Source organism: Pseudomonas sp. MYb193 (assembly GCF_002966775.1).
Classification (GTDB): domain Bacteria; phylum Pseudomonadota; class Gammaproteobacteria; order Pseudomonadales; family Pseudomonadaceae; genus Aquipseudomonas; species Aquipseudomonas paracarnis.
Map to the genome: position 1 here is coordinate 3,262,264 of NZ_CP023269.1, position 12,939 is coordinate 3,275,202.

Here is a 12,939-nt window from a genome sequence, read left to right on the forward strand (position 1 = left end):
AATTCGACAGTGATTTGGGGGGTAAACCGGCAGGGATGCCGGTTTAGCCGCCCCGCGCCATGGATGGCGCGTGGCGGCGGCCCCCCAAATCACTGGCGGATTACGGGCACACCGAGCCTAGGCGAGGTGCCGAGTGGTGGGGCAAGAGCGTTTTGCTTACTTTTGTCTGGGCCGGCATTCCGGCTTTTCAAAAGTGAGCCGCCGTCAGGGCGGAACCATCGGTGGCCGTTACCTTAATCATGGATATGTACTCGGTCAAATCCAATATTCCGGCCGGCTGGCAGACCGCCTTCGCAGGCAAGCCAGCTCCCACATTTGAATCGCGGCGCGTTAGTTAGATCGACGCCGGCTGTCAGGCCGTCACGGGAGCAAGCTCCCTCGCCACAGGTTCAGCGTCGCACCAAATTTGTGTAGATACCTATGACCATCGCAGGCAAGCCAGCTCCTACATCTGGATTGCGCGCCCTCCCCCATGCGGCAAAAAAAGTCATACAACGGACGCCCGGTTGCGACACCGTCAATACCGGCCTATGTTCCAAGCCATGCTGTTTTTTTGCTGTCCCCCGCCCTGCGCCCATCCCGTAACCAGGAGACGACATGCCCACCCCTTCACGCCCTGCCGTACTCGAGCTGATCGGCAACACCCCGCTGGTCAAGGTCAGCCGCTTCGATACCGGCCCCTGCACGCTGTTTCTCAAGCTTGAATCGCAAAACCCCGGCGGTTCCATCAAGGACCGCATCGGCCTGGCGATGATCGACGCGGCTGAGCGCGACGGTCGTTTGCGCCCTGGCGGTACCATCATTGAAGCCACCGCCGGCAATACCGGCCTGGGCCTGGCGCTGGTGGGCCGGGCCAAGGGTTATCGGGTGGTGTTGGTGGTGCCCGACAAGATGTCCACGGAAAAGGTGCTGCACCTCAAGGCCATGGGCGCCGAGGTGCATATCACCCGCTCCGATGTGGGCAAGGGCCATCCCGAGTATTACCAGGACGTGGCGGCACGTTTGGCCAAAGATATTCCGGGCTCGTTCTTCGCCGACCAGTTCAATAACCCGGCCAACCCCCTGGCCCACGAGACCAGCACCGCGCCGGAGATCTGGGCGCAGACTCAGCACGACGTAGACGCCATTGTGGTGGGCGTCGGCTCGGCCGGCACGCTCACCGGTTTGACGCGTTTCTTCAAGCGCGTGCAACCCGAACTGGCCATGGTGCTGGCCGACCCGGTCGGTTCGGTGATGGCCGAATACAGCCGCAGCGGCAAGCTGGAAACCCCTGGTTCCTGGGCCGTGGAAGGTATCGGCGAAGACTTCATCCCTTCGATTGCCGATCTGTCCAGCGTGCGCCACGCCTACTCCATCAGCGATGCCGACAGCTTCGACCACGCCCGCCAATTGCTCAAGGCCGAAGGCATCCTCGGCGGCTCATCCACCGGCACACTGCTCGCCGCAGCCTTGCGCTACTGCCGCGAGCAAACCGAGCCCAAGCGCGTGGTCACCTTCGTCTGCGACACCGGTACGCGCTACCTGTCGAAGGTTTACAACGACCAGTGGATGAACGACGCCGGCCTGTTGCAGTACAAGCACTACGGCGACCTGCGCGACCTGATCGCGCGCCGCTTCGAAGACGGCCGCGTGATCAGCGTAAGCCCCGACGACACCCTGCTCACCGCCTTCCAGCGCATGCGCCTGGCGGACGTGTCGCAACTGCCGGTGCTGGTCGATGGCCAGACCCTGGTGGGCGTGATCGACGAGTCCGACATCCTGCTGGGCCTGCACCACGACGCCGCGGATTTTTCCATGAGCGTCGCCAGCGCCATGACCAACACCCTGCACACCCTGGCCCCCAGCGCCAGCCTGGCCGAACTGCAGGCTGAACTGGATCGCGGCCTGGTCGCCATCATTGCCGACGCCGCAGGCTTTCATGGCCTGATCACCCGCGTCGACCTGCTTAACCACCTACGGAGATCCCTTGCATGAGCCAGCCCGATAAAAGCGCGTTTGCCACCCGTGTGATCCACGCCGGGCAGTCACCCGACCCGACCACGGGCGCGCTGATGCCGCCGATCTACGCCAACTCCACCTACCTGCAAGACAGCCCCGGCGTGCACAAGGGGTTTGACTATGGCCGCTCCCATAACCCCACGCGTTTCGCCCTGGAACGCTGCGTGGCCGACCTTGAAGGCGGCAGCCAGGCATTTGCATTTGCCTCGGGGCTGGCGGCGATCTCCACCGTGCTGGAGCTGCTGGATGCCGGCGCGCATATTGTCTCGGGCAATGACTTGTACGGCGGCACTTTCCGTCTGTTCGACAAGGTGCGCCAGCGCAGCGCCGGGCACCGCTTCAGCTATGTCGACCTCAGCGACTTGTCGGCGTTTGAAGCGTCATTGCAGGACGACACGCGCATGGTCTGGGTCGAAACCCCAAGCAACCCGCTGCTGAGCCTGACCGACCTGCGCGCCGTGGCCCGTATCTGCCGTGCCCGCGGGATTATCTGCGTGGCCGACAACACCTTTGCCAGCCCCTGGATCCAGCGCCCGCTGGAGTTGGGCTTCGACATCGTGGTGCACTCCACCACCAAATACCTCAATGGGCATTCTGATGTGATCGGTGGTATCGCTGTTGTTGGCGACAACGCTGAATTGGCCGAACGCCTGGGTTTCCTGCAAAACTCCATCGGCGCCATCGCCGGGCCGTTCGATGCCTTCCTGACCCTGCGCGGGGTAAAAACCCTGGCGCTGCGCATGGAGCGCCATTGCAGCAATGCCCTGGACCTGGCCACCTGGCTGGAACAACAGCCGCAAGTGTCACGGGTTCACTACCCGGGCTTGCAATCCCACCCACAGCACGACCTGGCGAAACAGCAGATGCGCGGGTTTGGCGGGATGATTTCAGTGGACTTGAACAGCGACCTGGCCGGCGCGACGCGCTTTCTGGAAAACGTGAAGATCTTCGCCCTGGCCGAGAGCCTGGGGGGCGTGGAAAGCCTGATCGAGCACCCGGCGATCATGACCCATGCCAGCATCCCGGCGGCGACGCGAGCGCAATTGGGGATTGGCGATGGGCTGGTGCGCTTGTCGGTGGGGGTTGAAGATGTGGAGGATTTGCGCGCCGATCTGGCGCAAGCCTTGGCCCACATCTAACTCAATTTCCAGGGTGGCCGTATGTGGGAGCTGGCTTGCCTGCGATAGCATCACTGCGGTGTAACAGACACACCGAGGTGCCTGCATCGCAGGCAAGCCAGCTCCCACACAAGCCCAGTCCCACAAGGGGCGTGTATCAGCCTTGGGTGATGTTCGCCCGCGCCGCATGCAGTTTCTTGTAGCTATCGATCAAGCGCAAATGCCGGTCCAGGCCTTCCAGCTTCATGCTGGTCGGCGTCAGCCCATAAAAGCGCACACTGCCGTCGACCGAGCCGATCACCGCATCCATGCGCTCATTGCCAAACATGCGCCGGAAGTTGGCCTCGTAGTCAGCCAGTTCCAGATCATCATCCAGTTCCATCTCCAGCACCGCGTTCATCGCCTGGTAAAACAGGCCGCGCTCAACGGTGTTGTCGTTGTACTGCAGGAACATCTCTACGCATTCCTTGGCCTCTTCATACTGCTTCAGCGCCAGGAATATCAGCAGTTTCAGCTCCAGGATGGTCAACTGGCCCCACGCGGTGTTGTCGTCGAACTCAATGCCAATCAGCGTAGTGATGTCGGTGTAGTCGTCCAGCTCACTTTCTATCAGGCGCTCGACCAACGCCTGCAGCTCCTCCTCGCTGAGGCGGTGCAGGTTGAGGATGTCTTCGCGGAAAAACAGCGCCTTGTTGGTGTTGTCCCAGATCAGGTCGTCCACCGGGTAGATTTCCGAGTAGTCCGGCACCAGGATGCGGCAGGCGGTGGCGCCCAGGTGTTCGTACACCGCCATGTAGCATTCCTTGCCCATGCCTTCGAGGATGCCGAACAGCGTGGCGGCTTCCTGGGCGTTGGAGTCTTCGCCCTGGCCGGAGAAATCCCATTCAACGAATTCATAATCCGACTGAGCACTGAAGAAGCGCCACGACACTACGCCGCTGGAATCGATAAAGTGTTCGACGAAGTTGTTCGGCTCGGTGACCGCCTGGCCTTCGAAGGTCGGCTGCGGGAGGTCGTTCAAGCCTTCGAAGCTACGGCCTTGCAGCAGCTCGGTGAGGCTGCGTTCCAGCGCCACTTCCAGGCTCGGGTGCGCGCCGAAGGAGGCGAACACGCCGCCGGTGCGCGGGTTCATCAAGGTCACGCACATCACCGGGAATTCACCGCCCAGGGACGCGTCCTTGACCAGCACCGGAAAGCCCTGGGCTTCCAGGCCTTCGATACCCGCCAGGATGCCCGGGTACTTGGCCAGCACTTCGGCGGGGACGTCCGGCAGCGCAAATTCGCCTTCGATGATTTCGCGCTTCACCGCTCGCTCGAAAATCTCCGACAGGCACTGCACCTGGGCTTCGGCCAAGGTGTTGCCAGCGCTCATGCCGTTGCTCAGGTAGAGGTTTTCGATCAGGTTGGACGGGAAATACACCACCTCGCCATCGGACTGACGCACGAACGGCAGCGAGACAATGCCACGGGCTTCGTTGCCGGAGTTGGTGTCGAACAGGTGTGAACCACGCAGCTCGCCCTCGCGGTTGTAGACTTTCAGGCAGTAGGCATCGAGGATTTCACTCGGCAGCTCATCGTTGGGACCCGGCTGGAACCAACGCTCGTCCGGGTAGTGCACGAACGGCGCGTTGGCCAGATCCTCGCCCCAGAACTGGTCGTTGTAGAAAAAGTTGCAGTTCAGGCGCTCGATGAACTCACCCAGCGCCGACGCCAGCGCGCCTTCTTTCGTCGCGCCTTTGCCGTTGGTAAAGCACATCGGCGAATGGGCGTCGCGGATATGCAGCGACCACACGTTAGGCACGATATTGCGCCACGACGCGATCTCGATCTTCATGCCCAGGCCCGCGAGAATCGCCGACATGTTGGCGATGGTCTGCTCCAGCGGCAGGTCCTTGCCGGCAATGTAGGTGCCTGCTGCGGACGTGGAGTTGGGCATCAACAGCGCCTGGGCATCGGCGTCGAGGTTGTCGACTTCCTCAATCACGAATTCCGGCCCGGCCTGCACCACCTTCTTCACGGTGCAGCGGTCGATGGAGCGCAGGATGCCTTGGCGGTCCTTGTCGGTGATGTCTGCGGGCAATTCGACCTGGATCTTGAAAATCTGGTTGTAGCGGTTTTCCGGATCGACGATGTTGTTCTGCGACAGGCGAATATTCTCGGTGGGAATATTGCGCGTCTGGCAGTACAACTTCACAAAGTACGCCGCACACAACGCCGACGAAGCCAGGAAGTAGTCGAATGGCCCCGGTGCCGACCCATCGCCCTTGTAGCGGATAGGCTGGTCGGCAATGACCGTGAAGTCATCGAACTTGGCTTCAAGCCGAAGGTTGTCGAGAAAGTTGACCTTAATTTCCATGCGGGCACACCAGAATAACGAGCTAAACAAATTGGCCGCCATTATGAAGCGTTTCGCCGGGAAGTCTCAGGGTTTTGCGCATGGGCTGCTGATCGGTGCTAACGTCCGCCCTGTGGGAGCGCGTTGCTCCAGTTAGATAATGTTCACCTCTGCCAGGACAGGCCATGGAACCGATAGCGACGAACGCCGCACTGTTGATCATCGATATGCAAAAAGGCATGGCCGATCCCACACTAGGCCGCCGCAACAACCCAGACGCTGAGCAGCACATACAGCAATTGCTCAATGCCTGGCGCCAGGCGAAACGCCCGATCATTCATGTGCGGCATATCTCCCGCTCTGCCGCTTCGGTGTTCCGGCCAGGCCAGCCCGGTTGTGAGTTCCAGGATGCGCTGCACCCACTGGCCCATGAGCATGTGGTGGAAAAAAACGTACCGGATGCATTCAGCGCCACGGGCCTGGAGCGCTGGCTGCACCTGCGCTCGATCCAGCAGTTGGTGATCGTCGGGGTCATCACCAACAATTCAGTGGAATCCACCGCACGCTCGGGCGGCAACCTGGGGTTCGACGTGATCGTGGCGGCGGATGCGTGTTTTACCTTCGATCAAACCGACTTGTCGGGGCGGCTGTGGGCCGCAGAGGATGTGCATGCGTTGTCGCTCAGTAACTTGGCGATGGACTATGCAAGGGTGTTCAACACCGGGGAAATATTAGATCCATGTAACCCGCGATGCGCTTTTTGATTCAATGCTGCACCTGTGGCAAGGGAGCTTGCTCCCGTGACGGCCTTAAAGCCGCCGCGTGCCTAAATGTGGCCCCGATTCGCCTGCCCCCATCGTTCATGGAAAACGGCTAAAACACCCCGGCATCCTCCAGCATTTGCGGCAACGCCTGCGGCCATACCGTATCGCTCGTCGCGAGCAGCGCCTGTGCCGACCACCAATGATGATCCGCCATCACCTGGGTCTCCTCTACTGTCCACTCGGCCCTGGAAAGCGCGTCGCTGGATGCATGCACAACGAAGTACCGCTCAACCGCCAACACGGTTTCACCGCTGGGTAACATCAACGGGAAACTACGCTCTGCCACGGATTCCCCAACGCTGCTGACCGTGATACCCGTCTCTTCGCGCAACTCACGAATCGCAGCGCTGTGGAAGCTCTCCCCTGCCTCCACGCCACCGCCGGGCGTGGCCCAGTAATCCTGGCCGGCCAGGGCGCCGTCTTTATGCACGAAGCGAAACAGCAACACTTGCTGTGCAGGGTTATGGAAGACCATTTTAACCGCACAAATCCCGGTGTTTTCGTCGTGCAGGCACTTCGCGCTAAAGGTTGCTGTAATATCCCCTCGCAAATCAATACAGCCAAGCCAGTAACAGGAGCGACAGTGCCATGAAGGACCATGATTCGATGAAACCCAGGCGTAAGACATTCAAGGCGCTTGTCGACATAGAACGCGACGGGGACGGGGACGGCTGGGTAACGTTGGATTGTTTCAGTACGGGACTATCACGTTCGCGCTTTTATGGCATAAAAAGAATCGGCGGTTTGCTTACCCTGCGTCTGTCTCTCTCTTACCTTTCGCAGCGTTTTCCAATCATTGAAAACTCGGAAAGCCAGTGGGTGCAACTCGGGGTAGCTTCCCATGCGAGCGAAAATTCGGTTGAAGCGTCAGTCGTGATGTTCGGGGATAACGCCGAGCCTGTCGTCCTGCACATTTACGACATCACTCCCCTCAAGTTGAGCAGAGACGAATATGACGCTTTCATGCTGGCGGACGCATCGCGCGCGCCTGAAACGCTCATCACCGGCATACTGGATGTCTCGTTGCAGGACGCGGGCCAACTCTCGGTCGCTGCATATGATGTAGGTCAGGGTAACTGCAACGCGATCATTGATAAGTTTGAACATCCGCGCGTCTTTTTTGATTTGGGATGGGCGCCCAACTTTCATGCGCGGACGCGACCACCGCGTCAGCCAAATTTTTTCTCATGCGACTACGTTAGAGTTGCGCCCGTCGTTCTCTCTCATTGGGATATGGACCATTGGTCATACGCAATCGCCAGAAGCAAGTACAACCCTAAGAGCTTGACCACTCGGCACGAGTTTAACCGTAAGGCGCTGGCTCGCTTCTGGATTGCCCGCCCGCCCGAACGGCCAGAACACCAAGTTAGCCCACTAGCATTGAGTTTCTATGAAGCGCTGACAAAGACGCAGCTTATGCCCGGTATCTCGGCCATGCTTCTGTGGCCGGATAACTGCACACAGATACCGTTTTCCGAGGGCTGGCTCGAAGCGTGTGAGCCCACACGGCAGACTCCGGCTGACAGAAATAACACCGGAATCGCGCTGTTCGTCCAACCCAAGGGCCAAGGGCCGGCAATTCTCATGACAGGTGACGCCGACTTTCCGTCGATCCCCTCCCTCACAAGCAACCGGCAACTTGAGTTAGCCGGTATGGTGGCACCTCATCATGGGTCGAAGATAACGGTATCCGCTGTTCCCAATCCTAAGCCGGGCACCCCAATGAAGCTGGCTCTGTCCGTAGGCAAAGGAAATGAATACGGACACCCTGCCCAGGCATCGCTCGATGCGTATAAAGCTGCAGGATGGCATGGCACAGCGATGCTCACTCAAGACCGGCAGGTCTGCCAGGGTGACCACATCGACGAGCATGCTCATGGCAACATTCTGCTCAAGTTTTCGGTCGATGCAGAGGACCCAAAATGCGGTTGCTGTAGCGTACTTGGAGGTTGCTTGTGCATGACGCCAAGTACCGCCCCTCACATCCCACCGGTTGCCGGAGTGAAGCCCAGGCGCTTGCTTTAGGTCAAGATCATTGTGCCGCAACCAGCCAACTCAAAAATGCTCGTAATCGCGTGGTAAATACCTCGCGCTCCGCACTCGGGTTGCGTGCCTCAAACAGGAAGTACGCGATTTGCACACGCATGTTCGGGTAATGCAGAGCAAACAGGCCGACGTACTCTTCCAGGGTTTGCGGCCAGATTTGCGCGTCTTCCGCTCGCAGGGTATGGGTAGCCCGAATCAATGCCCGCGCGGCTTCCCGCTGCAAGCGATAGCGCGTGTGTTCAGTGCTGGCCAGTTCGATACGCACCAGGTACGCCGTGAGCGCCTGTTCAAAATCGCCATTGACCGCCAAGGCGATGGCACGGGACGGGCGAAACGGTTCGACGTGCAGTGACAGGTCTTCGCCCCAGAGACAGCGGCAATGATGTTTGAGCCAGAAGCCCCAACTGTTTAGGTTTTCAGGCGCCAACACCTGGGCGCGGTGGCCGATGTCGAAGTCGATCTTGGTGACTTGGGGATACCGTTGCTCCAAGGCGAGTCGGGCTGACTCCAACTGTTCAAGCACAGGCGCATCCGGTGGTTCGATCAGTATCAGGGAAAGGTCAAGATCAGAAGTGCCGATCTCACCTTCGCCCCTTGCGATGCTGCCATACAGGTAAATCCCGTGCAGCCCGAACTCAGGCCGGGACAAGGTAGCGCAAACGTCCGTCAGCAGGGGCTGGAACTCGGGTTGTATAGGCCCATCAGCGACGGTGAGGATATAGCCGTCGGCATCGATGCCTGCAGGTTTTTGAATGTTCACGGGCGGTGCACCTCAATCACCAGACCTTCCTCTTCCCTCGGCACACTGAAATGGCGAGTGATCAGGTCGAACTCGGCATCGGTGGCGGCAAAATCGTGCTCCCCCTGGGCATTGCGCGCATGCAGGCGCGCACGACAGGTGGCATCGTCCAGCTCCAGGTAATGCAGGCAGTGCGGCACCTTGGCTGCCTGGGCCAGGCCGAGCAACCATTGACGATTGGCGAGGGTATTGGCCGGAAAATCCAGCACCACATTGACGCCGCACGCCAACAGATCGATCACCAGCGGCTCAAGTACTCCACGAACCTGCTGGGCACAGCGCAGGTAGTCGGCAATGCTCTGGATCTCACCAGGGTAGAGACTGGCCAGCCACTGGTCTTCGCTGAGCACAATGGCTGCGTGCTCGGTGGCAAGGGTCTTGGCGAGTGTGGACTTACCGGACGCGATCTTGCCGCAGAGCAGATGCAGGGTGGGCATAACGCGATTCCTCATGTCGGGCCAGGAAGGATGAGTCATATAGCCTCTGTGGTAAACATATGCAGGCAAGGTATCTACATAACGTTTTGAGCTGTAGCAGCAGACGGCAACCACGATGCGAAGCGAGCCGCTCTTGATCTGCTTTTGATCTTGATCTCAGGCGCCCCGTTAAACCACGCTGGCCGGAATTCGACAGGGATTGGGGGGGTAAACCGGCAGGGATGCCGGTTTAGCCGCCCCGCGCCATGGATGGCGCGTGGCGGCGGCCCCCCAAATCACTGGCGGATTACGGGCACACCGAGCCAAAGCGAGGTGCCGAGTGGTGGGGCAAGAGCGTTTTGCTTACTTTTGCGCTTTTCAAAAGTGAGCCGCCGTCAGGGCGGAACCCTAGGTGGCCGTTACCTAAATAACGGATATGTACCCGGTCCAACTGTGTTGACTGCCAGGCCGCCTTCGCAGGCAAGCCAGCTCCCACAGTTTGATTGCGGGGTGTCAGGTAGATCTGTGTCGGCTGTCAGGCCGTCACGGGAGCAAGCTCCCTCGCCACAGGTTCAGCGACGCACCAAAATTGTGTAGATACCTATGCATATGCAGGGGAACGCCGGATCGAAACACACCTCGACACGCCATCCCAGTGAACTTTCTTACAAGTGCCATGCTCCTTTCCTATGCGAAGTCAGCGCGCCCTGAGTCCAGGGTGCAGAACGATAAGGAGCCGCCACCAACATGACTACCCTCTCCACTTACCCCGTCGTCAGGCCTGGGCCGTTGCATGGCACTTTGCTTGCCGGCACCGTGCCGTTGTTTCTCGGGGCCTTGCTCAGTGATATCGCCTACGGCCAGACCTACCAGATTCAATGGGCCAATTTTGCCTCCTGGCTGATCGCCGGGGCGCTGGTGTTCTGTGGTTTTGCCCTGCTGTTTGCACTGGTCAACCTGGTGCGCGCCGAACACAAGGGCGGGCGCCCGGTGGCGTACTTCCTGCTGTTGTTGGGCACATGGGTGCTTGGGCTGGTGAACGCCTTTCAACATGCCAAGGATGCCTACGCCATGATGCCTGCTGGCCTGGTGCTGTCGGCGATCGTCACCGTGCTGGCGATTGTCGCCACCTGGATCGGCTTGACCAACCTGCGCTCAGGAGCTGCCCGATGAAACCACTCAACACACTGACCCTGCTCAGCGCCGCCCTGTTGCTGAGTGCCTGTGGCGGCGAAGGTGACAAGACCCAGGCGCGCGGCCCTGACCCCAAGCTGCCCGAACAACAAAGCAGCCTGTTGCCGAGCATGAAGATTGCCGAGCCCACGCCGTGGGGCGATCAAAAGCCCAAGGTACCCGAAGGCTACAGCGTCACCGCCATCGCCACCGACCTTGCGATCCCGCGCCAGACCCTGGTGCTGCCCAACGGCGATATCCTGGTGGCCGAAGGCCGTGGCGGCAGTGCGGCCAAGCTCAAGCCCAAGGACGTGATCGCCAGTGTGATCAAGGCCCAGGGCAACACCAAGGTCAAGGGCGGCAACCGCATTACGCTGCTGCGTGACGCCGACGGTGACGGCACCTATGAACTCAAGACGGTATTCGCCGACAACCTCAACGCTCCCTACGGGCTGGCATTCGCCGACGGCAAACTGTATGTGGCCAACCAAGACGCACTGGTGCGCTTTGACTACGCCGACGGCCAGACCAAGGCCAGCGCCCCGCCCGTCAAAGTCACCGACCTGCCGGCGCAGATCAACCATCACTGGACCAAGTCATTGGCCGTCAGTGACGACGGGCGTCAGCTGTATGTGGGCATCGGTTCCAACAGCAACATCACCGAACGCGGCATGGAAGTGGAGATCGACCGCGCTATGGTGTGGCAGATCGATGCCGCCACCGGTGCACACAAACCCTACGCTACGGGCCTGCGCAACCCGACGGCACTGACCATCCAACCGGGCACCGGGCAACTGTGGACCGTGGTCAACGAGCGCGATGAACTCGGCCCCGATCTGGTGCCGGACTACCTGACGTCGGTGCGTGAAGGTGCCTTCTACGGCTGGCCCTACAGCTACTGGGGCCAGAGCGTCGACCCCCGCGCGCAACCGCAGAACCCGGCCAAGGTGGCTGCGGCGATCAAGCCGGATTACAGCCTGGGCTCCCATGTGGCCGCGTTGGGCGTGGATTTCTCCATCCCTGCCATGGGTGAAAAATTCGCTGACGGCGCGTTTGTCGGCGAGCACGGCAGTTGGAACCGTGACAACCCAGTGGGCTACAAGGTGATCTTCGTACCGTTCAGCAACGGCAAGCCGGCGGGCGAGCCCATCGACTTTGCCACCGGCTTTCGCGGCGACGACGGCAAGACCCGTGGGCGTCCAGTGGGGGTGACGGTGGACCCCAAAGGCGCGCTGATCATTGCCGACGACTTGGCCAATACGATTTGGCGCGTCACGCGTAACCAATAACCGCAGATGACAGGGGCAGCGACGCCCCTGTCAGCCGTCACTTTGCAATTGTGCGTCAAGCCAGGCCAACAACGCCGTGACCTCCTCCCGACTGCCCGCCCCTTGCTGCCTGTAGACCGAAATAGCCTCGGGCAACAACACGCTTTCTGCGCAGGGCTGCACCAGCGCCCCACTCTCAATCAGCCGGCTTGCGGTACGACGCCAACCCATGGCGATACCGTGCCCTTCCACGGCGGCTTGCAACATCAGCGGGTAACTGTCGAAGGTGGCACTGCGTGCATCCCTGGCCAGCGTGTGGCCGAACATCTGCAGCCACTCATCCCACTCCATCAAATGCGGAGGCTCGGAGCTGTGGTGCAGAAATGTGCAGGGCTTTAATTCAGCCAGTGATAACGGTTGTTCCGGGCAGAGGTAGCTGGGGCTGCACACCGGGAACACCTCGTCCGAAGCGGTAAACATCAGCGTATGGCTGCCACTGGCGCGCCGGGTACTTTGCAGGGCCACATCGAAATGCCCGTCGAACTGTGTGATCGGCCGCGTGCAGGTCACCACCTGGATCTCGATCTGCGGGTATTGCTGGTGGAAGGTTGCCAGGCGCGGCATCAACCAATAGAACGCCTCGCATAGCTGGCACAGCAGTACCACGCGATTGCGCTGGGGCGATGTTCTCAGGCTGACCGCGCCCTCACTGATGCTGTGCAAGGCCAGGCTGACCACCCGCCCCAGCTCACGCCCTTCTTGCGTCAGGAACACTCCACGGTTGCGCCGACAAAACAGCTGGACCCCCAGGTTGTCTTCCAGCCCGCGGATCTGCCTACTGACAGCCGCCTGGGTGATGTGCAATTCATCGGCCGCCTTGGAGAAACTCTCCAGGCGCGCCGCCGCTTCAAACGGCAGGAGGCTGGCCAGAGGCGGTAGGGTTTTGCCAAGTGCATTCATAA

Annotated in this window: 11 protein-coding genes; 6 read left to right on the plus strand and 5 right to left on the minus strand. The window is 60.3% G+C overall.

The features are described 5' to 3' along the window. Positions 1–597 precede the first annotated feature (597 nt). Positions 598–1,974: a cystathionine beta-synthase gene (locus tag CLM72_RS14870; RefSeq protein ID WP_034127583.1), complete on the plus strand. Its 1,377-nt coding sequence runs from the start codon at positions 598–600 to the stop codon at positions 1,972–1,974. Continuing rightward, a complete protein-coding gene (locus tag CLM72_RS14875) occupies positions 1,971–3,137 on the plus strand; it encodes a cystathionine gamma-synthase (protein ID WP_014718631.1) in 1,167 nt (388 codons plus the stop codon). Before CLM72_RS14870 ends, CLM72_RS14875 begins: the two co-directional genes overlap by 4 nt. Positions 3,138–3,273: 136 nt before the next feature. Here the strand turns inward: CLM72_RS14875 and CLM72_RS14880 are convergent, their stop codons facing one another. After that, a complete protein-coding gene (locus CLM72_RS14880) occupies positions 3,274–5,472 on the minus strand; it encodes an OsmC domain/YcaO domain-containing protein (RefSeq protein WP_105226968.1) in 2,199 nt (732 codons plus the stop codon). Positions 5,473–5,636: 164 nt separating this feature from the next. Here CLM72_RS14880 and CLM72_RS14885 point away from each other — a divergent pair, with 164 nt between their 5' ends. Next, complete coding sequence (locus tag CLM72_RS14885) at positions 5,637–6,215, plus strand: cysteine hydrolase family protein (RefSeq protein ID WP_105226969.1); 579 nt, start codon at positions 5,637–5,639, stop codon at positions 6,213–6,215. 109 nt (positions 6,216–6,324) lie between these two features. Here the strand turns inward: CLM72_RS14885 and CLM72_RS14890 are convergent, their stop codons facing one another. Further along, positions 6,325–6,750 carry an NUDIX hydrolase gene (locus CLM72_RS14890; RefSeq protein WP_105226970.1) on the minus strand — a complete coding sequence of 142 codons (426 nt, stop codon included), beginning with the start codon at positions 6,748–6,750 and terminating at the stop codon, positions 6,325–6,327. 113 nt (positions 6,751–6,863) lie between these two features. Between CLM72_RS14890 and CLM72_RS14895 the strand changes: the two genes are divergently transcribed. Next, a complete protein-coding gene (locus CLM72_RS14895) occupies positions 6,864–8,300 on the plus strand; it encodes a hypothetical protein (protein WP_105226971.1) in 1,437 nt (478 codons plus the stop codon). Positions 8,301–8,307: 7 nt separating this feature from the next. Here the strand turns inward: CLM72_RS14895 and CLM72_RS14900 are convergent, their stop codons facing one another. Then, positions 8,308–9,081, minus strand: a complete 774-nt coding sequence (locus tag CLM72_RS14900) for a nucleotidyltransferase domain-containing protein (RefSeq protein ID WP_105226972.1) — start codon at positions 9,079–9,081, stop codon at positions 8,308–8,310. Then, on the minus strand, positions 9,078–9,557 hold the full coding sequence (locus tag CLM72_RS14905; RefSeq protein WP_105226973.1) for an ATP-binding protein: 480 nt from the start codon (positions 9,555–9,557) through the stop codon (positions 9,078–9,080). The genes CLM72_RS14900 and CLM72_RS14905 overlap by 4 nt, the downstream gene beginning before the upstream one ends. 726 nt (positions 9,558–10,283) lie before the next feature. Here CLM72_RS14905 and CLM72_RS14910 point away from each other — a divergent pair. Both CLM72_RS14910 and CLM72_RS14915 read left to right on the plus strand, forming a co-directional pair. After that, positions 10,284–10,709, plus strand: coding sequence for a DUF2231 domain-containing protein (locus CLM72_RS14910; RefSeq protein ID WP_054921373.1), 426 nt, complete (start codon positions 10,284–10,286; stop codon positions 10,707–10,709). After that, complete coding sequence (locus tag CLM72_RS14915; protein ID WP_105226974.1) at positions 10,706–11,998, plus strand: sorbosone dehydrogenase family protein; 1,293 nt, start codon at positions 10,706–10,708, stop codon at positions 11,996–11,998. The genes CLM72_RS14910 and CLM72_RS14915 overlap by 4 nt, the downstream gene beginning before the upstream one ends. A gap of 30 nt (positions 11,999–12,028) precedes the next feature. Here CLM72_RS14915 and CLM72_RS14920 read toward each other — a convergent pair whose 3' ends face one another. Continuing rightward, the gene (locus CLM72_RS14920) at positions 12,029–12,937 is read right to left on the minus strand and encodes a LysR substrate-binding domain-containing protein (protein WP_105226975.1); all 909 of its coding nucleotides are present in this window, start codon (positions 12,935–12,937) and stop codon (positions 12,029–12,031) included. Positions 12,938–12,939: the final 2 nt, after the last annotated feature.